The 22,507-nt window shown below is 71.9% G+C and carries 22 protein-coding genes; 10 read left to right on the top strand and 12 right to left on the bottom strand.

The annotated features are described in order from the left end of the window. Positions 1–97 precede the first annotated feature (97 nt). Positions 98–3,247: a double-strand break repair protein AddB gene (addB, locus tag AAHF99_RS00430; RefSeq protein ID WP_342162184.1), complete on the top strand. Its 3,150-nt coding sequence runs from the start codon at positions 98–100 to the stop codon at positions 3,245–3,247. A gap of 5 nt (positions 3,248–3,252) precedes the next feature. Here the strand turns inward: addB and AAHF99_RS00435 are convergent, their stop codons facing one another. Both AAHF99_RS00435 and AAHF99_RS00440 read right to left on the bottom strand, forming a co-directional pair. Continuing rightward, positions 3,253–3,564 carry a cupin domain-containing protein gene (locus AAHF99_RS00435; RefSeq protein ID WP_342162185.1) on the bottom strand — a complete coding sequence of 104 codons (312 nt, stop codon included), beginning with the start codon at positions 3,562–3,564 and terminating at the stop codon, positions 3,253–3,255. Further along, the gene (locus AAHF99_RS00440; RefSeq protein WP_342162186.1) at positions 3,564–4,001 is read right to left on the bottom strand and encodes a gamma-butyrobetaine hydroxylase family protein; all 438 of its coding nucleotides are present in this window, start codon (positions 3,999–4,001) and stop codon (positions 3,564–3,566) included. The genes AAHF99_RS00435 and AAHF99_RS00440 overlap by 1 nt, the downstream gene beginning before the upstream one ends. Before the next feature lie 82 nt (positions 4,002–4,083). Between AAHF99_RS00440 and moaA the strand changes: the two genes are divergently transcribed. Then, the gene (gene moaA, locus AAHF99_RS00445) at positions 4,084–5,130 is read left to right on the top strand and encodes a GTP 3',8-cyclase MoaA (RefSeq protein WP_342162187.1); all 1,047 of its coding nucleotides are present in this window, start codon (positions 4,084–4,086) and stop codon (positions 5,128–5,130) included. A 44-nt stretch (positions 5,131–5,174) separates the two neighbouring features. Here moaA and ssb read toward each other — a convergent pair whose 3' ends face one another. From ssb to AAHF99_RS00460, 3 genes are all read right to left on the bottom strand, one after another. Further along, the gene (gene ssb, locus AAHF99_RS00450; RefSeq protein WP_342162188.1) at positions 5,175–5,735 is read right to left on the bottom strand and encodes a single-stranded DNA-binding protein; all 561 of its coding nucleotides are present in this window, start codon (positions 5,733–5,735) and stop codon (positions 5,175–5,177) included. 140 nt (positions 5,736–5,875) lie between these two features. Beyond that, the gene (locus tag AAHF99_RS00455; RefSeq protein ID WP_342162189.1) at positions 5,876–6,106 is read right to left on the bottom strand and encodes a hypothetical protein; all 231 of its coding nucleotides are present in this window, start codon (positions 6,104–6,106) and stop codon (positions 5,876–5,878) included. A 26-nt stretch (positions 6,107–6,132) separates the two neighbouring features. Then, positions 6,133–6,765 (bottom strand): MSMEG_1061 family FMN-dependent PPOX-type flavoprotein, encoded by a 633-nt coding sequence (locus tag AAHF99_RS00460; RefSeq protein WP_243956096.1) that lies wholly within the window; start codon positions 6,763–6,765, stop codon positions 6,133–6,135. Between the two features lie 138 nt (positions 6,766–6,903). Here AAHF99_RS00460 and AAHF99_RS00465 point away from each other — a divergent pair, with 138 nt between their 5' ends. The 4 genes from AAHF99_RS00465 (at position 6,904) to AAHF99_RS00480 (ending at position 10,190) form a co-directional block, all read left to right on the top strand. After that, positions 6,904–7,509 (top strand): NnrU family protein, encoded by a 606-nt coding sequence (locus tag AAHF99_RS00465; protein WP_342162190.1) that lies wholly within the window; start codon positions 6,904–6,906, stop codon positions 7,507–7,509. A 188-nt stretch (positions 7,510–7,697) separates the two neighbouring features. Then, complete coding sequence (locus AAHF99_RS00470; protein WP_342162191.1) at positions 7,698–8,408, top strand: tetratricopeptide repeat protein; 711 nt, start codon at positions 7,698–7,700, stop codon at positions 8,406–8,408. A 25-nt stretch (positions 8,409–8,433) separates the two neighbouring features. Then, positions 8,434–9,783, top strand: coding sequence for a ribosome biogenesis GTPase Der (der, locus tag AAHF99_RS00475; RefSeq protein ID WP_342162192.1), 1,350 nt, complete (start codon positions 8,434–8,436; stop codon positions 9,781–9,783). Between the two features lie 113 nt (positions 9,784–9,896). Next, positions 9,897–10,190, top strand: coding sequence for a PsiF family protein (locus AAHF99_RS00480; RefSeq protein ID WP_342162193.1), 294 nt, complete (start codon positions 9,897–9,899; stop codon positions 10,188–10,190). Between the two features lie 7 nt (positions 10,191–10,197). Here AAHF99_RS00480 and AAHF99_RS00485 read toward each other — a convergent pair whose 3' ends face one another. Beyond that, a complete protein-coding gene (locus tag AAHF99_RS00485) occupies positions 10,198–12,942 on the bottom strand; it encodes a hybrid sensor histidine kinase/response regulator (RefSeq protein WP_342162194.1) in 2,745 nt (914 codons plus the stop codon). A 481-nt stretch (positions 12,943–13,423) separates the two neighbouring features. Between AAHF99_RS00485 and AAHF99_RS00490 the strand changes: the two genes are divergently transcribed. From AAHF99_RS00490 to AAHF99_RS00500, 3 genes are read left to right on the top strand one after another with little or no spacing between them, the layout of a single operon-like run. After that, positions 13,424–14,488 carry an HD-GYP domain-containing protein gene (locus AAHF99_RS00490; protein ID WP_342162195.1) on the top strand — a complete coding sequence of 355 codons (1,065 nt, stop codon included), beginning with the start codon at positions 13,424–13,426 and terminating at the stop codon, positions 14,486–14,488. Next, the gene (locus tag AAHF99_RS00495) at positions 14,485–14,883 is read left to right on the top strand and encodes a PilZ domain-containing protein (protein WP_342162196.1); all 399 of its coding nucleotides are present in this window, start codon (positions 14,485–14,487) and stop codon (positions 14,881–14,883) included. Before AAHF99_RS00490 ends, AAHF99_RS00495 begins: the two co-directional genes overlap by 4 nt. Before the next feature lie 49 nt (positions 14,884–14,932). Further along, positions 14,933–15,253, top strand: coding sequence for a winged helix-turn-helix domain-containing protein (locus AAHF99_RS00500; RefSeq protein WP_342162197.1), 321 nt, complete (start codon positions 14,933–14,935; stop codon positions 15,251–15,253). Here the strand turns inward: AAHF99_RS00500 and AAHF99_RS00505 are convergent. Both AAHF99_RS00505 and AAHF99_RS00510 read right to left on the bottom strand, forming a co-directional pair. Continuing rightward, positions 15,250–16,368: a carboxylate-amine ligase gene (locus AAHF99_RS00505; protein WP_342162198.1), complete on the bottom strand. Its 1,119-nt coding sequence runs from the start codon at positions 16,366–16,368 to the stop codon at positions 15,250–15,252. The two genes, AAHF99_RS00500 and AAHF99_RS00505, sit on opposite strands and share 4 nt — an antisense overlap. Beyond that, the gene (locus AAHF99_RS00510) at positions 16,365–16,775 is read right to left on the bottom strand and encodes a dihydrofolate reductase (protein WP_342162199.1); all 411 of its coding nucleotides are present in this window, start codon (positions 16,773–16,775) and stop codon (positions 16,365–16,367) included. The genes AAHF99_RS00505 and AAHF99_RS00510 overlap by 4 nt, the downstream gene beginning before the upstream one ends. Before the next feature lie 208 nt (positions 16,776–16,983). Here AAHF99_RS00510 and AAHF99_RS00515 point away from each other — a divergent pair, with 208 nt between their 5' ends. After that, positions 16,984–18,675, top strand: a complete 1,692-nt coding sequence (locus AAHF99_RS00515) for a methyl-accepting chemotaxis protein (protein WP_342162200.1) — start codon at positions 16,984–16,986, stop codon at positions 18,673–18,675. Between the two features lie 18 nt (positions 18,676–18,693). Here AAHF99_RS00515 and AAHF99_RS00520 read toward each other — a convergent pair whose 3' ends face one another. The 4 genes from AAHF99_RS00520 to AAHF99_RS00535 all read right to left on the bottom strand — a co-directional run bounded on the left by AAHF99_RS00520 (position 18,694) and on the right by AAHF99_RS00535 (position 22,443). Then, positions 18,694–19,437, bottom strand: a complete 744-nt coding sequence (locus AAHF99_RS00520) for an SDR family NAD(P)-dependent oxidoreductase (protein WP_342162201.1) — start codon at positions 19,435–19,437, stop codon at positions 18,694–18,696. Positions 19,438–19,442: 5 nt separating this feature from the next. After that, on the bottom strand, positions 19,443–20,930 hold the full coding sequence (gene purF / locus AAHF99_RS00525) for an amidophosphoribosyltransferase (RefSeq protein ID WP_342162202.1): 1,488 nt from the start codon (positions 20,928–20,930) through the stop codon (positions 19,443–19,445). A 138-nt stretch (positions 20,931–21,068) separates the two neighbouring features. Then, on the bottom strand, positions 21,069–21,665 hold the full coding sequence (locus AAHF99_RS00530; protein WP_342162203.1) for a CvpA family protein: 597 nt from the start codon (positions 21,663–21,665) through the stop codon (positions 21,069–21,071). Positions 21,666–21,801: 136 nt separating this feature from the next. Continuing rightward, a complete protein-coding gene (locus tag AAHF99_RS00535) occupies positions 21,802–22,443 on the bottom strand; it encodes a hypothetical protein (protein WP_342162204.1) in 642 nt (213 codons plus the stop codon). Between the last annotated feature and the right edge of the window lie 64 nt (positions 22,444–22,507).

Raw genomic sequence — 22,507 nt, forward strand, 5'->3', positions numbered from 1 at the left:
CAATCGGCAGGCGTCAATCGGGGGCGGCGCCCCGCCGGGGCGTGTATAAGGGCTTCCCGCGAGGCCCGTCCTCGCCTCCCGAAACCCCGCCCGCTCCATGACCGCCCGCCAGGCCGTCTTCACCGTCTCCCGCGGCGTGCCGTTCCTGCCGGCCATGGCCGACGCCCTGCTGTCCGGGCAGCTGGTCGGGCCGGTGGTGCGGGATCCGCTGGCGCTGGCCTCCGTCTCGATCTACCTGCCGACCCGCCGGGCGGCCCGCGCCCTGTCGGCGATCCTGGCCGCACGCCTGGGCGACGCGGCGCTGCTGCCGCGCACCGTGCCGCTCGGCGAGGCGGACGAAGCCGAACTCGACCTCGCCGCCGATCCGCTGCTCGGCGCCGCCCCGGCCCGGCCGCCCATCGCGCCGCTGGAACGGCGGCTGATCCTCGCCCGCCTCGTCCGCGCCTGGGCGCAGACCGTCGACCGCTCGCTCCTGCCCCTGCAGGACGAGGTGCCGTTCCTCGTGCCCTCCTCCCCCGCCGACGCGGTGGGGCTGGCGGGCGACCTCGAAGGGCTGATGGACGCGCTCACCGTCGAGGGCCTGCCCTGGTCGGAGATCGCCGGGGCGGTGGAGGCGGAGTATTCCCGCTACTTCGGCCTGACCCTCGACTTCGTGAAGATCGCCGCCGAGAACTGGCCGAAGCTCCTCGACGCGCGCGAGCTCGCCGACCCCGTCGCCCGCGCCCGCAGCCTGATCCTCGCGGAGGGCGAACGCCTCGCCAAGGCGCCGGACGATCCGGTGATCGTCGCGGGCTCCCTCGGCTCGGTGCCCGCCACCGCCAAGCTCATCACCGCCGTGGCGAGGCTGCCGCGCGGCGCGGTGGTGCTGCCGGGGCTCGATCTCGACCTCGACGAGGCCGGCTGGGACGGGATCGAGACCGGCGAGGGCTTCACCCGCACCATCGCCCACGGCCATCCACAGGCGATCCTGCACCGGCTGCTCGGGCCGGGCGGCCTCGCCATGAACCGAACGGAGATCGTCGCGCTCGGCACCCCCGACGCCGCCGGGACGGCCCGCGCCCGGATGCTGTCCCAGGCGCTCAGGCCCGCCGACACCACCGATGCGTGGTCGATCCTCGACCCGGCCGAGCGCGAGGCCACCGCGCGGCTCGGCCTCGACGGGCTCGCCCTGGTGGAGGCCACCGACGAGCGCGAGGAGGCGCTGGTCGCCGCGCTGGCACTGCGCGAAACCCTGGAGACGCCCGGCGCGACGGCCTTCCTCGTCACCCCCGACCGGGGGCTCGCGGGCCGGGTCGCCGTCGAGCTGCTGCGCTGGGGGATCGTGGCGGAGGATTCCGCCGGGCTGGCGCTCGCCGCCGCCCCGGCCGGGCGCCTCGCCCGCCTCGCGGCAGAATTCGCCGCCGACCTCGCCCGCGAACAGGCCGACTCCCTCCCGGCCCGGCTCATCGCCCTGTTGTCCCACCCGATGGTGCGCCTCGGCCTCGCCCGCACGGATCTGGTGCGCGGCGCCGCCGCCCTGGAGATCGGCCTGCTGCGCGGCCCCGCCCCCGCCCCGACCCTGGCGGGCCTGCGCCGGGCGCTCGCCGCGCGGCGGACGGGGGAGGACCCGGACCGCCGCCCGCCCCGGGCCGAGCGGCGCCTGACGGAGATCGACTGGGAGCTGGCCGCCTCGATCCTCGACCGGCTGGACCTCGCCTTCGCCGAGTTTCCCGGCCCGGACGGCGCGGGGGCGTGCGACCTCGTCGCCGTGGCCGCCGGGCACCGGAATGCCTGCGAGGCCCTGCTCTCCGGGCCGGAGGGGGACGAGGAAGCAGAGGCCGAGGCCTCGCTCGCCTGCCTCGACACCCTGTTCGACGATCTCGACATGGCCGAGCCCGGCGGGATGGAGGGCGACTTCGCCGACTATCCGAGCTTCTTCACCACCCTGACGCGGGAGCGGAAGGTCGGCTGCGCCGGGCCCTCGCCGCATCCGCGCCTGCGCATCCTCGGGCTGATCGAGGCGCGCCTGCTCCAGGCCGACCGCATCGTGGTCGGCGGCCTGGACGAGGGCGTCTGGCCGGTGCGCACCGTGACCGACGCCTTCCTCAATCGCCCGATGCGCGAGCGGATCGGCCTCGACCCGCCGGAGCGGCGGATCGGCCAGATGGCCCACGATTTCACCGAGGCCCTGGGCTGCCACGACGTGGTGATCACCCGCGCCCTCAAGCGCGACGGTTCGCCCACCGTCCCCTCGCGGCTGATCCAGCGGATGCGCGCCTTCGCGGGCGAGGAGGCCTGGGGTAAGGCGCTGAACGCCGGGCGGCGCCTGTCGGGCCTCGCCGCCGCCCTCGATGCCGCGCCCGCCCAGCCGCGCCTGAAGCGGCCCGCGCCCAAGCCCGACCCGGCCCTGTTCCCCCGCAGCCTCAGCGTCACCGAGATCGAGACCCTGGTCCGCGACCCCTACGCGATCTTCGCGCGGCACGTCCTCGGCCTCGATCCGCTGGAACCGCTGGCCGCGCAGCCCGGCGCGGGCGAGCGCGGCACCCTGGTCCACCGCATCTTCTCGGAGTTCGCCACGGCGTATCCGCAGGCGCTGCCGGCCGAGGCCGACCAGCGCCTCGCCCAGATCGCCGCCGACGCCTTCGGGCCGATCAACGACGCCTATCCGAGCCTCTACGCGGAATGGTGGCCGCGCTACGCCCGCATGGCCCTGTCCTACCTGCCCTGGGAGGGCGAGCGGCGGCCCGGCCTGACCCGCGTCCATGCCGAGATGTTCGGCCGCTGGACGATTCCGCTCGGCCGCGAGACCTTCACCCTGCGCGCCCGCGCCGACCGGATCGAGCTTCGGCCGGACGGCACCGCCTGCATCGTGGACTTCAAGACCGGCACCGTGCCGAGCGCGAAGGAGATCTTCACCGGCTTCTCGCCGCAGCTGACGCTGGAGGCGGCGATGCTGATGCACGGCGCGTTCAAGGACCTGCCGCGCACCGCGCAGACGCCGGACCTGCTCTACGTCCACGCCTCGGGCGGACGGAAGGCCTTCGTGCCGATCCCCGTGAAGCCGCCGCGCGGCGACGAGCGCAGCGTCGAGGCGATCGTCGCCGAGCACACGCAGCGCCTGCGCGGCCTGATCGCCCGCTTCCTCACCGGGGAGGCGGCCTTCACCTCACGCCCCTACCCGCAATACGCGAAGGGCACGGGGGCCTACGACCACCTTGCGCGGGTCAAGGAATGGTCGCTGGGCGGCGAGGGCGGCGAGGAGGAGTAGGGCCTCTAAAGGGCGCCGGGCCGCTTCAGCTCGATCTCGATGAAGGCGATCGGATGATCCGCGCCGTTCATCACATCGTGCCGGATGCCGGCCGGGCGGGTGTAGGTGTCCCCGGCCTTCAGGGCGGTCTCGCTCACCGCCTGCCCGTCATGGACCCGCAGGATGCCGTCGGCGAGCATCACCACGACATAGGGCCAGCCGTGCTCGTGCCAGCCGGTGACGGCGCCGGGGGTAAAATCCCAGCGCGTGACGCGCACGGAGGCGTCGTCCTGCTGCACGGTCGGCACGGCAGGGATCGTGCAGGCGAAGCCCGGCATCAATGGCAGCCGCAGGAGCCCGAGCCGCAGCCGCCGGACTTGGCGGGCGCCACCGTGTCGCGGTCGAGCCCCCGCTCGGCGAGTTCGCCGAGATAGGTCTCCCACCGCCGCACGTAGTTGCGGCCGAGCTCGTGCAGGTAGCCCCAGCCGTAGAGGCCGGTGTCGTGCATGTCGTCGAAGGTGAGCTTCACCGCGTAGTTGCCGACCGGCTCCACGCCGAGGATCGCGACGTTGCGCTTGCCGCCGAGCACCTTCCGCTCGGCGGGGGAATGGCCCTGCACCTCGGCGGACGGGCTCGACACCCGCAGGTATTCGGCCGGCAGGGCGAAGCGCGTGCCGTCCTCAAAGGCGACGTTGAGGATCCGCTTGTCCGGGGACAGGCGAAGCTCGGTCGGCCAGAAATCCTGGCCTTGGTCCTGGGTCTGGACAGGGTTCACGGGTCACACCGTTGCGGCAATCGGGGGTTGCGCTCACAGGGCGCGCTTGCCCCTGGGCGTTCCGGCCATCATATCTGGCATAATGGCCGATGACATCACCCTCCCTTCGACGGTCCTGCCGGCCGGCGCGAGGCCCGCGCCGCTGATCGACCCGTTCCAGCGGGCGATCACCTACCTGCGCATCTCGGTGACGGATCGCTGCGACCTGCGCTGCGCCTACTGCATGTCCGAGAACATGCAGTTCCTGCCCAAGCGCGACCTCCTGAGCCTGGAAGAGCTCGACCGGCTCTGCGGTGTGTTCATCGCGCGCGGCGTGCGCAAGCTGCGCATCACCGGGGGCGAGCCCCTGGTGCGCCGGGACATCATGCACCTGTTCCGCCGGCTCTCGCGCCATCTCGACTCTGGCGCGCTCCAAGAACTGACCCTCACCACCAACGGCACGCAGCTCGCGCGCTTCGCGCCGGAACTGGCGGCCCTCGGGGTGAAGCGCGTCAACGTCTCCCTCGACACCCTGGACGCGGCCAAGTTCAAGGACATCACCCGCCGGGGCGACCTGCCGGTGGTGCTCGGCGGCATCGAGGCCGCGCGCAAGGCCGGGATGCAGGTGAAGATCAACGCCGTGGCGCTGCGCGACGTCAACGGCGATGAGATCCCCGACATGATCGCCTGGGCCCACGGCCTCGGCATGGACATGACGCTGATCGAGGTGATGCCGCTCGGCGAGATCGAGGCCGACCGCACCGACCAGTTCCTTCCGCTCTCGGTGGCCCGCCAGCGCCTGGAGAGCCGCTACACCCTCACGCCGCTCCCCGACCGCACGGGCGGCCCGGCCCGCTACGTCCGCGTGGAGGAGACCGGCGGACGGCTCGGCTTCATCACGCCGCTGACGCACAATTTCTGCGAGAGCTGCAACCGGGTGCGCCTGACCTGCACCGGCCAGCTCTATCTCTGCCTCGGCCAGGAGGATTCGGCGGATCTGCGCGCCGTGCTCCGCGCCACGCAGGACGATGCCGTGCTGGCGCGGGCGGTGGAGGAGGCGATCTCCCGCAAGCCCAAGGGCCATGACTTCGTCATCGAGCGCCAGCGTCCGGCGGCCGTGCCCCGGCACATGAGCGTGACGGGCGGCTGAGGCGTCCCCCTCCCCGCAGGACGGGGAGAGGGACAGGACCGATCCTAGAACGGGATGTCGTCGTCGAGGTCGTAACCGCCCCGGCCACCGCCGGCGCCACCACCCGTGGACGGCGCCGGGCGACGCTCCCCACCCTGGGCGCGGCCACCGCCGAAATCGCCACCCCGGCCACCGCCGCCGCCGCCGAAGTCACCGCCCCGGCTGATCTGGCCGCCGCCTTCCTCCTCGGAGGCGAACTCGCCGCCGCCACCGCCGCGCCCGTCGAGGATCGTCAGCTCGCCGCGGAAGCGCTGCAGCACCACCTCGGTCGTGTACTTCTCGACGCCCGACTGGTCGGCCCACTTCCGGGTCTGGAGCTGGCCCTCGATGTAGACCTTCGAGCCCTTGCGCAGGTACTGCTCGGCCACCCGCGACAGGTTCTCGTTATAGATCACGACCGAGTGCCACTCGGTCTTCTCCTTGCGCTCGCCGGAAGCCTTGTCCTTCCACGATTCCGAGGTCGCGATCCGCAGGTTGCAGACCGGATCGCCCGAACCGAGGCGACGGATCTCGGGATCGCGCCCGAGATTGCCCACCAGAATCACCTTGTTGACGCTGCCCGCCATCGATCTCTCCTTGCGTTCCGCATCTCACGGGGCTGCCGTTACGGCCTACACATGCGCCCCTCGCCGCCCGTCGGCAATGCCGCGCGGCGAGGCACCCACAGCGCTTCTGTTCTACTTATGTTCCATCAGGGCGACAAGCGTCACTCCTCGCGGAGGATGCGCAGGGAGCGCACGGTCAACTCGTCGATCTCCAGCGATCCGATCCGCGCCCGGCCGATGGACAGGCGGCCGATGGCGAAGGCGCCGAACACCACCACCCCGAGGGCGAGCGCTCCCATCGCGTAGGCCCCCGCCGCCCCGGCGCCGAGGGTGTGAGCCCCCGTCGCGCTGGTGCCACGGGCGCGGTTGGCGGGCGGTCTCGGGTCGGCCATGGCATTCCTCGCTCCGGTGTCGGGGCTCAGTATAGGCGGTTCACGTAGGCTTCGGCGATGGAGGCCTCCGCCTCCTCGACGGGCAGCGCCCGCGTCTGGTCGGCGAGGATGCGGCCGAGGCTCGGGAAGGCGTCGCGCGGGACGTGCTGGCCGGCGTCCCACAGGCGGGAGCGGATCAGCGCCTTGCCGCAATGGAACAGGGATTCCCTGACCCGGACGACGAGCCCGGTCTCAGGGACCTTGCCCTGCGCGACGGCCGATTCCAGCAGCGCCGGATCGCGGGTGATCTCGGCCGCGCCGTTCACCCGCAGGGTCTCGGGGATGCCGGGCACGAAGAAGATCAACCCCACATTCGGGTTGGTGAGGATGTTGACGAAGGAATCGACCCGGTTGTTGCCCCGCCGGTCGGGGATCACCAGCGTGCGGGCGTCGGGGGCGGCGACGAAGCCGGGGGCGTCGCCCCGGGGGCTGGCATCGACGTCGCCCGTCCCGTCGGCGCTGGCGAGCACGAGGAAGGGCGACAGGGCGATGAAGCGCAGGGCGTAGGCGTCGAGATGGTCGAGGACCTTCTCGGCGGCGAGCGCCCGCACCGGCCCGATTCCGGCGCGCAGGGCCGTCTCGTCGCGGATCACCGAATCGTCGGGGCTGTCATTCGCCATGGGATCTCCTCCAGGCACCGAGGCCTGCATTCCCCGTGCCGAAGGTCAACCCGGGACGGGCTGCGTCCGGGCGGCGGCTGGACAAGCGCCCCGAACTTCGCTTGAGAACCGCGACCCTTCGTTTGTCCACGAGGCCCCATGTTCCTCCTCATCCTCGGCCTCGTGCTGTTCCTCGGCACCCACGCCTTCTCCATGCTCAGCGCCCGCCGGATGGCCATCATCGGCCGGATCGGCGAGAACCGCTACAAGCTCGGCTACACCGCCCTGTCCCTGCTCGGCCTGATCCTGATCGGCGTCGGCTTCCACGATTACCGGCTGCAGGGAATGATCCCGGTCTGGGATCCGCCGGTCTGGACGCGCCACCTGGCGCTCACGCTGGTGCTGCTCGCCTTCATCAGCCTCGCGGCGACCTACATCCCGAGCCACATCCGCGCGAAGGCGAAGCACCCGATGCTGCTCGCCGTGAAGATCTGGGCCACCGCCCACCTCCTCGCCAACGGCGACCTTGGCTCGATCCTGCTGTTCGGCGGCTTCCTCGCCTGGGCGGTCTCGGCCCGCATCAGCATCAAGCGCCGCGAGCGGGCGGCGGGCGTGCCGGCCGGGGGCCGCGCCGCCGTCGCCGTGCCGGCCGGCTGGCGCAACGATGTGCTGGTGGTGCTGATCGGCACCGCCGCGTGGTTCGTCTTCGCCCGTTACCTCCACTACCCGGTGATCGGCGTGCCGGTCTGGCCGGGGAGCATGTGAGGGTTCAGAACGGATAGGCGCCCTTGCAACGGCGGACGCGGCCGTCCCTACGGACGGAGCATGGGTCGCCAAAGGTCGCCAAGTCTGCGGGCGCCAAGTCCGCGGTCGCCAAGTCCGCGCCCCTGTGTTAGGCGCACGGCCTTCGAGGATCGCGAGGTGGTCCGGCGCCCGCCGCCGGCCGGGATACGATGGCCGAGAACAACGAATTCATCCGCGAGGTCGATGAGGAGTACCGCCGCGAGCGGATCCTCACGATCTGGCGCCGCTACAGCGGCGTGATCATCGCGCTCGCGGTGCTGCTGGTCGCGGGCGTCGCCGGGTGGCGCTACTGGCAGACGCAGCAGCAGGCGGCGGCCGAGGCGGCCTCCGTGCGCTTCGACGCGGCCAACCGCCTCGCCCGCGACGGCAAGCCCGAGGAGGCCGACAAGGCCTTCACCGCCCTGGAGCAGGACGGCACGGCGGGCTACCGCCTCCTCTCCCGCTTCCGCGCCGCCTCCGAAACCGCCAAGGCCGACCCGGCCAAGGCCGCCACCGCGTACGATTCGCTCGCGGGCGACGCCTCCCTCGGCGACGGCCTGCGCGACCTCGCCCGGCTGCGCGCCGCGCTGATCCGCATGGACGGCCCGAACCCCGATCCGGCGCTCGCCAACCTGCAGAGCCTCGCCGCCGGCAGCCCCTACCGCCACACGGCACGGGAGATGCTGGGCCTCGCCGCCCTGAAGAAGGGCGAGTACGAAGAGGCGAGCCGGTGGTTCGACCAGATCGTCGCCGATCCCGACACGCCGCGCTCCCTGCGCGAGCGCATCGAGGTCTACGCGGCCATCGTCGCGGGCGGCCCCGTCACGCAGACGGAGGCCAAGCCCGAACCCGCCGCGCCGCCGCCGCCCATCACCCGCTGACCCCGACACACGAGAGACTGACCCGATGGACATGCCGACCGTCGCGATCGTCGGCCGGCCGAATGTCGGCAAGTCGACGCTCTTCAACCGCCTCGTGGGCAAGAAACTCGCCCTCGTGGACGACCGCCCCGGCGTGACCCGCGACCGGCGCGAGGGCGACGTCGCCTTCGGCGGCCTGATCTTCCGGGTCATCGACACCGCCGGCCTCGAGGAATCGGACGACGACACCCTCACCGGCCGGATGCGGATGCAGACCGAGGCCGCGATCCTCGCCGCCGACGTGGTGCTGTTCGTCATCGACGCCCGCGCCGGGGTGCTGCCGGCCGACCATTCCTTCGCCGAACTGACCCGCCGGGCGGGCTGCCCGGTCATCCTCATCGCCAACAAGGCCGAGGGCGGAGCCGGGATGTCGGGCGCCTACGAGGCGTTCTCCCTCGGGCTCGGCGACCCGATCCCCTTCTCCGCCGAGCACGGCGAGGGGCTGGGCGAGTTGCACAACGCCCTGATCGAGGCCCTGCCCAAGCCCGATCCCGACGAGGAGGAGGACGAGGACGGCCCCGGCGGCCGGTCGCTGCGCGTCGCCATCGTCGGGCGGCCCAATGCCGGCAAGTCGACGCTGATCAACAACATGGTCGGCGAGGATCGGCTGCTGGTCGGCCCCGAGGCCGGCATCACCCGCGATTCGATCTCCCTCGACTGGGAGTGGCGGGGCCGGCGGATCAAGCTGCACGACACCGCCGGCATGCGCCGCCGCGCCCGGATCGACGACAAGCTGGAGAAGCTCGCCGTCTCGGACGGGTTGCGCGCCGTGCGCTTCGCCGAAGTGGTGGTGGTGCTCCTCGACGCGACGATCCCCTTCGAGAAGCAGGACCTCACCATCGTCGATCTCGTGGAGAGCGAGGGCCGCTCCCTGGTGATCGGCCTCAACAAGTGGGACCTCGTGGCCGACCAGCCGGGCCTCCTCAAGCAGTTGCGCGAGGACTGCACCCGCCTGCTGCCGCAGGTGCGCGGCGTGTCGGTGGTGCCGCTCTCGGGGCTGGCCGGCGAGGGCATCGACAAGCTGATGCAGGCGGTGGTGAATGCCGCCGAGGTCTGGGACCGGCGCGTGTCGACCTCCAAGATCAACGACTGGCTGAGCGAGGCGACCTCGCGCAACCCGCCCCCGGCGGTGTCGGGCCGGCGGATCAAGATCCGCTACGCCACGCAGGTGAAGAGCCGCCCGCCGCATTTCGCGCTGTTCGGCAACCAGCTCGACGCGCTGCCGAAATCCTACACCCGCTACCTCGTCAACGCCCTGCGCGAGGCCTTCGACCTGCCGGGCACGCCGATCCGCCTGAGCCTGCGCACCTCGCAGAACCCGTTCGACAAGAGCTGAGCCGGGCCGTCACCGTTCGTTACAGGGCGGAGACGAATCCGCCATCCGGCGGATGCAAGTCCGGCGCGTCATGGCGCTCCCGGCCCCGAGGGGCCGCCATCCGGGAGCAGCCCATGAGACCCCTCCTCCGTTCCTGCCTCGCCGCCGCGACCCTCGCCGGCCTGTCCGGTGCGAGCCTCGCGCAGGAGGCCGCGCCGCCGCCGGCCTCGGCGCGGGCGCAGTGCCGCGCGCAGGTCGACAGCCGGAGCCTGACGGGGCCGGAGCGCAAGGCGGCGATGCGGGATTGCATGAAGCCCCAGCGCGACGCCTGCCGGGAACAGGCCATCGCCAAGGCCCTGCCGAAGGGGCCGGACCGCAAGGCCTTCATGCACCAGTGCCTCGGCGGCGCCGTGGCGGCGGCGCACTGAGCCGGCCTCAGCCCTCGATCAGGCTGCGGATGCGCGCCGCCAGGGTGTCGAGGGAGAAGGGCTTGGTCAGCACCTGCATGCCGGTGGCGAGGTGGCCGTGGTTGAGGGCCGCGTTCTCGGCATAGCCGGTGATGAACAGCACCTTCAGGCCCGGGCGGCTCAGCCGTCCGGCATCGGCCATCTGCCGCCCGTTCATCCCGCCCGGCAGACCGACATCGGTGACGAGGAGATCGATCCGCGCCTCCGATTGCAGCACCGCCAGGCCGGACGGGCCATCCGCCGCCTCGAGGGCGGCGTAGCCGAGATCGCCCAGCACCTCGGCGACCAGCATCCGCACGGTCGGCTCGTCATCGACCACCAGCACCGTCTCGCCGGCCTTCGCCTGGGCCGCCTTCACCTGTTGGGGGATCTCGTCCGGCTCCTCGGCCTCCCCGAGATGGCGGGGCAGGTAGAGGCAGACCCTCGTGCCCTGCCCGACCTCGGAATAGATCCGCGCCTGCCCGCCCGATTGGCGGACGAAGCCGTAGATCATGGACAGGCCGAGCCCCGTTCCCTCCCCGAGGGGCTTCGTGGTGAAGAACGGGTCGAAGGCCTTGGCGACGATGACGGGCGCCATGCCGGTGCCGTTGTCCGAGACGCAGAGCGACACGTACTGGCCGGGCTCGACGTCGCGCTCGGCGGCGGCGCGGGGATCGAGCCAGCGGTTGCAGGTCTCGATCACGATGCGCCCGCCCTCCGGCATCGCGTCGCGGGCGTTGATGCAGAGGTTGAGGAGGGCGTTCTCCAACTGGCTCGGATCGACCAGCGTCGGCCAGAGGCCGCCCGCCGCCGCCACCTCCACCGCGACGGAGGGCCCGACCGTGCGGCGGACCAGATCCTCCATCCCCGCCACGAGACGGTTCACGTCGGTGGGCTTCGGGTCCAGCGTCTGGCGGCGGGAGAAGGCGAGCAGCCGGTGCGTCAGGGCCGCCGCGCGCTTGGCCGCCCCCTGCGCCGCGCCGATGTAGCGGTCGAGCTCGCCGGTGCGACCCTGGAGCAGGCGGGTCTGCATCATCTCCAGGGAGCCGACGATGCCGGCCAGCATGTTGTTGAAGTCGTGGGCGAGGCCGCCGGTGAGCTGGCCCACCGCCTCCATCTTCTGCGCCTGACGCAGGGCCTCCTCGGTGCGGGCCAGGGCCTCGGCGCGCTCGCGCTCGGCGGTGATGTCGCGGCCGACGGCGTTGATCAGGCCGTCGCTCGGTCGCGTCGACCACGCGATCCAGCGGTAGCCGCCGTCGCGGGCCCGGTAGCGGTTGTCGAACCGTGCATGCGACATCCCGCAGGAGAGATCGCGCGCGCCTTCCAGGCTGCGTGCCACATCCTCGGGATGGACGAGGTCGAACAGGTTGCGGCCGAGAAGCTCGTCCTCGCGCCAGCCCAGAATTTCCGTCCAGGCCGGGTTCACGGCGGTGACGATGCCCTCGAAGGTGCAACGGAGCATCAGGTCCCGGGAGAGCTGCCACAGGGCGTTGCGGTCGGCGGTGCGCTCGGCCACCAGCCGCTCCAGGGCCACCGCCCGGCGCTTGCCCTCGTCGATGTCGGCATTGGTGCCGACCCAGCGCGCGATCACCCCGGCCGCGTCGCGGATCGGCTCGGCGCGGACGAGGAACCAGCGGAAATTCCCGTCCGCCCGGCGCAGGCGCATCTCGTGCTGATAGACGGTGCCCGTGGCGAGGGCGTGGGACCACTCCGCCGCCGCCGCCGGCAGGTCCTCCGGGTGGATGACCTGGCGCCACCCGTCCAGCCCTTCGAGGAGGCCGGGCGCGAGGCCGGTATAGTCGTAGGTCTGCGCGTTGAACCATGTGAGCGTCCCGTCCGGACGGCCCGACCAGACATGGTTCGGGATCGCCTCGGCCAGGATGCGGAACTGCTCGTCGCTCTCGCGCAGACGCGCCTCGGCGCGCTTGCGCTCGGTGATGTCGCGGAACAGCACCGAGACCTGCCGCCGGCTCGCGGGCTCCACCCGCGCCGCCGAGACCTCGATGTGCCGCCCGACCGTGACGAAGGCCCGCTCGAACCGGATCGGCACCCCGTTGCGCAGCACCCCACCATAGAGGTCGAGCCAGCCCTCCGCCTCGTCCGGCGCGATCTCGCGCAGGCGCTTGCCGACGATGTCGGGGATGCCGGTATGCCGCTGGTAGCCGGAATTGGCGACGACATGGACGTAGTCGCTCAGGGGGCCGTCCGGCCCGTCGATGAACTCGATGATGCAGAACCCGTCGTCCACCGCCTCGAACAGGGCGCGGTAGCGCTGCTCGCTCTCGGCCAGGGCATCGCGGACGGCGCGCTTCTCGGTGATGTCGCGGGCGATTCCCTGGAACAGCACGGGGTGGCCGTCCGCGTCGCGCTCGATCTCGCCCCGGCGGGCGATCCAGCGGATCTCCCCGGTGTCGGAGCGGCGGATCCGGTACTCCACGTCCTTCGGCGGCTCGCCGCTGCGGCGGCTCTCTGCGGTGGAGGCGAGGTGCCTGTCCTGGGCCAGGACGAGGTTCTCGAAGGCCTCGGCCGGGTAGCTCTCCCGCTCCGGCATCCCGTAGAGCCGGCAGAAATGCGGGGTCGGGTAGAGGGTCCCGTCCGCGATGCTCACCGAGAACAGGCCGATGCCCACGGCCTCCTGCGCCCGCAGCAGCCGCGCCTCGGCGACGCGCAGGGCGTCCTCCGCCTTCAGGGCGGAGGCGCGGCGGGGGAGCCTGTCTGAGGTGGGCCTGTCCATGCGGTTGCGCAGCCGGAAACTCGGTCCCGTCCTACCGCACAAGCCTTACCGAATCAGGCTTGGCCGGTGCGAGGCCTCCGGTCGGCCGGGGAACTCGCCTTTTGGTTGTATATCGAGCCATTTTTCGACGAGGTCGCACAAATCGGCGGGTGCTTTTGATCCATGTAAGTGTCGCCTCGGCCCGAGTGGATCACCGTCACGGTGCCGGACTTGTCCGGCCGGTCCCGCCGACTTTGGCATCCCCCCGTTCATGGTCGGTGGGACCGTTCCCTGAGGGGGACGCCGTCGCCTGGCTGCATGGGCGTTTTCAAGCCATTTCTGTTATAACTTTAAGTTGTAGTGTTGTGCCTCCCACGTTGGGTGGGCGGGCCTAATTCCCGCAAAAGTAGAGATTGATTAGGACTCAGCGTGGCATTGTAAAACGACTTCCGGCGGGAGATCGGAATCATGCCATTCGACGGGCGTCTCAGCGCCGGCCGCCATGTCTGAGCTTCTACTGATCAGCGACGACCTTCGTCATTCCGAGCGCCTTGCCCGGGGCTTCGACGACCCGCGCTCCTGCCACCTCCACGACCTCTACGACGCGGAGCCGCCCTCCGGGCGCCCGTCCCTCATCGTCAGCGACGTGAAGGACCTGACCTCCGACGCGCTGGTGCGCCTGCGCCGCTGCCTCGACGCGGTGCACGGCCAGGGCGTGCCGCACATCCTCCTCGTCCACGGCCATGCCGCCCGCGCCGAGGTCCAGGCGCGGCTGCTGGGCGCCGAGACCCTTCCGGCGGCCAAGGCCCTGCGCCTTCTGCCGGTGCGGGTGCGCGACCGCGCCGGGCCGTTTCCCCCCAAGCCCGCCTCGGCGAGCGCGCGCCGCCATGCCAGCGAGGCCGGGCGCTACCTCGACGCGGTGTTCTTCTCCGGAGAGACGCTGACGCCCGACCTCGCCGACACCGGCACCGAACTCGTCGCGAGGGCGATCCACGAGACCGGCATCGCGGACTGGGTCCGGGCGGTGCAGCGCTTCGACGACGTGACCCACCAGCACATCCTGCTGGTCGCGGGGCTCTCGGCAGCCTTCGCCTACGCCCTGGGGCTGAACGCCGCCGACCGCCACCATCTCGCCAAGGCGGCGCTGCTGCACGATGTCGGCAAGACGCGGATTCCCGCCGCCATCCTCAACAAGCCGGGGCGCCTCGACCCGGACGAATTGCAGGTGATGCGCACGCACGCGGCCATCGGCCATGCGATGCTCGCGAATTCCGGCTTCGACGCGGCGACGCTCGCCGTCGTCCGCTCCCACCACGAGATGCTCGACGGCTCCGGCTACCCGGACGGCCTGCGCGACCGGGCGATCCCCGACCGCGTGCGCCTCGTGACCATCAGCGACATCTACGCCGCCCTGATCGAGCGGCGTCCCTACAAGTCCGCCATGTCCGAAGCGGCGGCCCTCGCGATCATCGAGTCGATGGCGGGCCGGCTGGACGCGGATCTCGTGCGCGCCTTCCGGCCGGTGGCGGACGCATTCGACGCGGCGGCCATGGGGGCGACGGCATGACGAACGCCAGCGACAACGCCAGCGATCTGGACCTCATGTTCCGCGACGTGCGCCGCGAGGAGCGCAAGGAGACCAACTGGATCGCCAAGATCCGCCTGTTCGACGGGCAGGAGATCGCGACCTCGGTGAAGGACATCTCGGCCTCCGGCGCGCGGCTGGCGGTGCCGGAGGGCATGGAGCTTCCCGAACGGTTCATGTTCCGGGTGATCGGGCGCGATTTCGTCTGCGCGGTGAAGGTGGTGTGGCGGCGCGGCTCCCATGTGGGCGTGCAGATCGAGCGGGTCGGCAAGCTGGAGGCGAAGGCGGTCAAGCAGCCCGAGCCGGAGGCCGCCGTGCCCGAGGCGAGCGGCGGCGCCATCCGCGGCCTGCGCGGCAGCCGGATCTCGGCGTTCTGACCGCACCGCCCCGGCGTGCTAGGGCGGGTCCGCGACGGCGGACGGGACCATGGCGCGGCTCAGCATTCGGATCGACATCCGGCCGGATTTCCGGATCGGGCCGGGGAAGGTGGCGCTCCTGGAGGGAATCGCCGAGCACGGTTCGATCGCGGCGGCCGGGCGGGCGCTCGGCATGTCCTACCGCCGGGCGTGGCTCCTCGTGGAGGCCATGAACACCGGCTTCGGGCGCCCCGTGGTGGAGGCGCAGACCGGCGGTCGCGCCGGGGGCGGCGCCCGCCTGTCGGACCTCGGCGCCGACATCGTGACCCGCTACCGGGCCATCGAGCGGGCGGCCGAAGCCGCCGCCGCGCCGTTCCTCGACGGGCTCTAGACCACCGCTCCGGCGATCCAGTCCACCGCCGCCATCAAGGCGGCGCGCTCGTCCCGGCCGGCGGCGCGGGCCGCTTCGTAGGCCGCGATCTGCGCGTCGGCACTGGTGCCCTCCGCGACGATGGCGCGGGCGCGGGCCACGTCCCGCTCGCAGCCGAGCGCCTTGGCGTCCTCCGCGATCAGGGCGAGCACCGTCTCCAGGGCGTCGGCGAACGGCACCGCGTCGCCCCGCGCCTCGTCGATCAGTTCGGCGCGGATGCCGTCGCGCTGGGCGCGCCACAGGTTCTCGCCGGCGATCGCCCGCGACACGCCGTCGAGCCCGGCATTGAGGTCGGGCCGGCGCACGCAGAGTCGCACGAGGCAGCGGAACAGCGCGGCGAGGCAGAAGGAATCGTCGAGCCGCGTGCAGGCGTCCGCGATGCGCAGTTCCAGCGTCGGGAATTTGATCGAGGGCCGCAGCGACCACCACAGATAGCTCGCATCCGCGATGGCGCCCGCGCGGGTCAGGATCGCCACGAGGCGGTCGTGGGCGGCGGCGTCCGCGAAGATCTCGGGGAAGCCGGTGCGGGGCATCTCCCCGAACACGCAGAGCCGGTAGGCGCGCATCCCCGTCGCCTCCCCCTGCCAGAAGGGCGAGGAGGCCGAGAGGGCGAGCAGCAGCGGCTGGAACGGCAGGAGCCGGTTCATCAGGTCGATCCGCGCGTCGGGATCGGGCACCTCGACATGGACATGCATGCCGCAGATCAGCGCCCGGCGGGCGGCCATGCCGAGATCCGACAGGATGTCCTGATAGCGCTCGCCGTCCGAGGCGGTCTGGCTCCGGCGCCGGGCCAGGGGCTGGGTGCCGCAGGAGAGGAGCGTGAGCCCGTGATCGGCCGCGATCTCGTTCAAGCGGGCGCGCTGGCCACTGAGATTCGCCCGCGCCTCGTCCATCGCCGTCAGCGGTGGGGTGCACAACTCGATCTGCGCCGCGACCAGTTCCCGCCCGGTCTCGGGCAGGCCCGCCGCCGCCTCGGCGTGGAAGGCCGCGAGGTCGCCCTGCGGCGTGTCGCGGGTGGCGGCATCGGCGAGGAAGTATTCCTCCTCGATGCCGAAGCCGTAGGGATGGTCGCTCATGTCCGCCTCAGCGCCCCGCCGACGAGCCAGGCGGGATCGAACCAGCGGTCGGCCTCGCCGTCATAGGGCAGGCGGGTGATGTCCCAGTTCTGGATGTAGCGCGCATAGACGTTCCACACCGCGATGCCGCCGCCGACGAAGATCCGTCGTCCGGGATAGCGCGCGAGGACCGCCTCGGGATCCTCGTGCGAGCGGATCACGTCGATGGTGCGGTCGCGGAAGGCGAACTCGGGCACGGACGCGATGGTCTTCGGGCCGGCGATGAGCACGTGGCCCTGCGTCTCGGCGAAGAACCGCGTCACGTCCTCGACGTAGAGCGGATCGGTGTTGCCCTCCCAGGGCAGGTGCCCGTCCAGGCCGAGCTGGCCCCGCTGCCCGATGGCGCACATCGCCCGCACGTCGATCATTCGGTTCCTCCCGCCCCTGACTGTTCCATAGCCGGGCCGAGGGCGCCCGGCAAAGGGCGGCGGGTCGAGCTTATTCTTTCACCGCACCGGAGGCCGGAACTATAAGTGCGAACCTTTCAAGTCCTTCATAGTCAAACGCACCGTTAACGCCCTCCGGCGTAATACCTGTCATCTCTGGCCGAAGGTCGTTCCGGCTCCGGATCTGGTCATGCGCTCCTTTAACGATCTGAAGCTCATCGCCAAGCTGGCCCTGCCGGCGGGGCTGGTCCTGCTCATGGCGGCGGGGCTCCTGCTCATGGCCCGCTCCGGCCTCGACACCCTGCGCGGGGCCACGGACGAGATCGTCGACGGCCAGGTGAACCGGGTCGTCGCCGCCCTGCGCATGGCGGACGCCCTCAACGCGGCGACCATCGCGCAGAAGGGCGTGATCGTGGAGGGCAGCGGCGACGTGCTGCAGACCCTGGCCGAGAAGCATAAGGAGGCCGAGACGCGGGCAGGCCGGGAGGCCGAGCGCTTGGTCTCCCTCGCCGCCGACGCGGCGCAGCGGGGGCAGGACGAGGCCGCCCGCGAGGCCGTGAAGGGCTACCTCGCCTTTTCCGACAAGGTCGTCACCAACGCCAAGCAGGGCATGACCGATATCGCCTTCGCCATGTCCACGCAGGACGAGGCGGCCCTGCGTGCCAAGGCGCTCGCCGCCGTCGAGGCGCGGGTGACGCAGACGCTGGGCGACCTCTCGGCCGCGCGGGAGGCCGCCGCCGGGGTCGCCGCCGCCACGAAGGACCGCCTGACCTGGCTCGCGGGGCTCGGCCTCGCCGCCGCCTTCGCCCTCCTCGCGGCGATCGCGGTCTACGGCATCGCCCGCCCCCTCGCCCGGATGGCGGGGGCGATGAACGACCTCGCCGCCGGGAATCTCGGGGTGACGGTGGTCGGCACGGAGCGCCGGGACGAGGTCGGCCTGCTCGCCCGCGCCCTGCAGGTGTTCAAGGACGACGCCGCCGTGGCCCGCCGCCTGTCCGCCTCCGAGGCGTCGCACAGCGAGGCCGCCGCCCGGCGCGGGGCGGCCCTCGACGGCCTCGCCCTGTCCTTCGAGGAACGGGTCTCGGGCCTGACCCGCGCGCTCGCCTCGGCCTCGGCCGAGATGGAGGCCGCCGCCCGCGCCATGGCCGAGACCGCCGAGGACGGGACCGGCCGCACCGTCGCGGCGGGCGGGATCGCCCGGGACACCTCCGCCAGCGTCCAGACGGCGGCGGCGGCGAGCGAGGAGATGACCGCCTCGATCCACGAGATCCTGGAGCAGGTCACGCATTCCTCGGCGATGGCCGGGCGGGCCGTGGCGGATGCCGCGCGCACCGACGCCACCGTGCAGCAGCTCTCCGCCGCCGCCCTGCGCATCGGCGAGGTGGTGCAGATGATCTCGGCCATCGCCGGCCAGACCAACCTGCTCGCCCTGAACGCGACCATCGAGGCCGCCCGCGCCGGCGAGGCCGGACGGGGCTTCGCGGTGGTGGCCGCCGAGGTGAAGGAACTCGCCGGCCAGACGGCGCGGGCCACCGAGGAGATCGGCGTGCAGGTCGGCCAGATCCAGGCGGCGACGGAGGCCGCGGTCGGCGACATCCGCCGCATCGGCGCGGCCATCGGCGAGATGTCGGAGCGGGTCGGGGGCGTCGCCGCCGCCATGGAGCAGCAGGGCAGCGCCACCGGGGAGATCGCCCGCAGCGTCGCCCACGCGGCGGACGGCACGGCGCAGGTGAGCGCCACCCTGGCGGACCTGCGCCAGGGCAGCGAGCGCACCGGCCGGGAGGCCGCGAAGGTCCTCCAGGCGGCCCGCGCCCTGTCCGAGCAGTCCGAGCGCCTTACGGGCGAGGTCGGCGACTTCCTGGCCGAGGTGAAGGCGGCGTAAGGGCTTCGCCCTCCCCGCTCATTCCGGTGCGCGGGGCGTCAGCAGCCGGTCCTGCCTGAAATCGTAGATCAGGCCGGTCTCCCGCCACTCCGGCGAGGCGAGGCGCACGAAATGCGGCGCCAGATCCTCCGGCGTGGGCAGGGTCTGCGGGTCCTCCCCCGGCATGGCCGAGCGGCGCATCCGGGTGCGCAGCGCCCCGGGGCTCACCAGCATGGCGCGGATCGCCGTCGATTCGGTCTCGGCGGCGTAGCTGCGCACCAGCGCTTCGAGGGCCGCCTTGGTGACGGCGTAGGGACCCCAATAGGCCCGGCAGGAATGCGCCGCCCCCGAGGTCACGAAGATCGCCCGCCCGGCATCCGACATGCGCAGCAGCGGGTCGAACGAGCGGATCAGCCGCCAGTTGGCGGTGACGTTGATGTCCAGCGTGCTCGCCCAGATCTTCGGATCGATATGGCCGAGCGGCATCAGCACGCCGAGCACGCCCGCATTGCCGATCAGGATGTCGAGCTTGCCCCAGCGCTCGTGGATCGCCCCGCCGAGGCGGTCGATGGCGTCGAAATCCTTGAGGTCGAGGGGCACCAGGGTGGCGCTGCCGCCGATCCGGCGGATCTCGTCGTCGAGCTCTTCCAGGGCGCCCTGGGTGCGGGCCACCGCCACGACGTGAGCCCCCGCTTCCGCGAGGGCCAGGGCGGCGGCGCGGCCGATGCCGCGCGAGGCGCCGGTGACGACGGCGACGCGGCCGTCCAGGGATTGGGGAGCCATCGGGATCAATCCGCCTCGGCGAGCATCGCCATCTGCCGGGGGCTGGCGATCGCCAGATCGGTCAGCCCCGTCGGATAGTCGCCGGTGAAGCAATGGTCGGTGTATTGCGGGCAGGCGCTGCGCCGCTCCGTCTCGCCCATCGCCCGATAGAGGCCGGGGATCGAAAGGAAGGCGAGCGAATCCGCGCCGATATATTCCCGCATCCCTTCGAGGTCGTGGGTGGCGGCGAGCAGCTTTTCCCGCTCCGGCGTGTCGATGCCGTAATAGTCGGGATGGGTGATCGGCGGCGAGGCGATGCGGAAATGCACCTCCGCCGCGCCGGCCTCGCGCATCATGCGCACGATCTTCACCGAGGTCGTGCCGCGCACCAGGCTGTCGTCCACCAGCACGATCCGCTTGCCGGCGATGGCCGCACGGTTGGCCGAATGCTTCATGCGCACGCCGAGTTCGCGCACCGACTGGGTCGGCTGGATGAAGGTGCGCCCGACATAGTGGTTGCGGATGATCCCCATCTCGAAGGGGATGCCCGTCTCCTGGCTGTAGCCGAGGGCCGCTGGCACGCCGGAATCCGGCACCGGCACCACCACGTCCGCCTCGGCGCGGGATTCGCGGGCGAGTTCGTGGCCGATGGCCTTGCGCACGGCGTAGACGCTCTTGCCGTTCACGATGGAATCCGGCCGGGCGAAGTAGATGTACTCGAAGATGCAGGGCCGCATCGGCTGCGCCGGGGCGAAGCGGATCGACTCGATCCCCTCCTCCGAGATCACGACGATCTCGCCGTTCTCGATGTCGCGGACGTAGCGGGCGCCGATGATGTCGAGCGCGCAGGTCTCGGAGGCGAGCATGTAGCGCCCGTCGAGTTCGCCCAGCACCAGCGGGCGGATGCCCAGCGGGTCGCGGGCGCCAATGAGCTTCTTGTTGGTCAGTGCCACCAGGGCGTAGGCGCCCTGGATCGCCTGCAATGCGTCGATGAAGCGTTCGATGATGCGGGGTTTGCGCGAGCGGGCGGCGAGGTGGAGGATCACCTCCGTGTCCGAGGTCGATTGCGTGATCGCCCCATCGCGCACGAGGTCGCGGCGGATCGAGAGGGCGTTGGTCAGGTTGCCGTTATGGGCCACCGCGAGACCGCCGCCCGCCAGCTCCGCGAAGAGCGGCTGGACGTTGCGCAGGATCGTCCCGCCCGTGGTCGAGTAGCGGACGTGGCCGATGGCCGAGCGGCCCTTCAGGCGCTCGATGGTCGCCGCGTCCGAGAACGAATCGCCGACGAGGCCCGGCCGCCGCTCCGAATGGAACACCTTGCCGTCGAAGGCGACGATGCCTGCCGCCTCCTGGCCCCGGTGCTGCAGGGCGTGGAGCCCCAGCGCGACGATGGCCGAGGCGTCCGGGTGGCCGAAGATGCCGAAGATCCCGCATTCCTCGCGCAGCGTATCGCCGTCGAGATCGAACTGCGCGGTATCGAAATCCTCGGAGGCGTCGACGGGGGCTCGCGACATGATCGGGCTCGGTCACTTCCTGGGGGCGACGGACTCAAGACGGCCTGCGTCACGCCGCCGTCATGTAATCGCTCCCGCAGCGCAGGCCAACGGCGTCGGCCGCAGGGCAGCGGCCCGCGCCCGTCAGCGCTCGAACCGTCAGCGCTTGGGCGCCGTCTCGGTCCGCTTCTGGACGGTCGCGTCGTCGGCGGGCGCGTCGGCCGCCTCGTTCGGCGGGCTGACGGGCTTGGGCTTCTTGAACTGCTTGAGGAAGCCTTCCGGGTTCTCCGGCAGCTGCGCCACCAGCGCGTCGCCGGATTTCTCCAGCATCGGCCGGGAGCGGGCCTGCGCCGCCCAATCCGGCACCTTGCCCTGGACCAGCCAGGATAGGAACACCCAGCCGATCACGCAGATCAGGAAGCCCCGCGCCGCGCCGAACAGGAAGCCGAGGGAGCGGTCCACCGCGCCGATGCGCGAATCGAGCACCACGTCGGAGATCTTCACGGTGATGATCGACACGATGATGAGCGTGATGAGGAAGATCGCCGCAATGGAGCCCACGAGGGCGACCGTGTCGCTGCTCACGTGCTGCTTCACGGTGGGCAGGAGCATCGGGAAGAACGACCACGCGGCCGCCGCCGCGACGACCCAGGCGACGATCGCCAGGACTTCGCGCGTCACGCCACGGACGGCCGCCAGGAGCGCGGACACGGCAACGATGCCAAGGACCACGAGATCGAGGACTGTGAACGGCATCGCCTCACTTCAGGAACGCACGGGAAGCGCCGACGAGGCCCGTGCGGCTCTCCCGACCACTCCCTCAGTATATCTTGCCGAACCTCGGCCGTCACCGGGGGGCGGCGGACGGGCCGGGCCGTGTATCACCGTTGCATCAGAAGGCGCCAGTGCAGCCGCCGACCGGGAGGGTGGCGCAGGCCTCGTTCGCGGCGCTCGCCGCACCGCCGGAGATGCCGGCGCCCCCGCCACCGCCGCCCCCGCCGATGGCCCTCACCCCCGTCTGGCGCGTGGGATCGACGGTCGTTCCGGTGGCGATGCCCGCCCCGGAGCCGCCGAAGCCGCCCCCGGTGGAGCCGGTCGCGCCGATGCCCGCCGAGACCGTGCCCGTCGAGAGGCCGAAGCGGTTCGTCGTGCCGAAGGACGTGGCGCCGAGGCCGAGGGAGGACAGGCCGAAGCTGCCGGTCGCGCCGATGGACAGGGTCGCGCTCGTGGGGGTGGGCAGGGAACCGAGGGACAGGCCCGAGCCGAAGGTCAACCCGCCGGCATTCTGGATGCCGCCGGTCTGCGACGAGATGCTCGGGAAGGCGCCACGCGCGGTGCCGCCGAGGCTCAGGCCGCCGGGATTGGCGATCGTCGTCTGCGGCACGACCGATGCCTGCTGATTCGTGAAGCCCGGCGCGGCGGGGGCGACGCTGACCGAGCCGATGGCGGATCCCGCCGGGCCGAGGGGGGCGGTCTGCGCCGAGGCCGCGCCCGCCAGGGGCAGCAGTGCCGCCGCGAGGAGGGCTCTCCGCATGGTTATGTACCTCGTTCGTGTCTGACGGGGACTCGCGAACGGGACAGCCGGTTCCGTCGTTGCG

Origin of the sequence: Methylobacterium litchii, assembly GCF_038442315.1 — a bacterium.
GTDB classification, from domain to species: domain Bacteria; phylum Pseudomonadota; class Alphaproteobacteria; order Rhizobiales; family Beijerinckiaceae; genus Methylobacterium; species Methylobacterium litchii.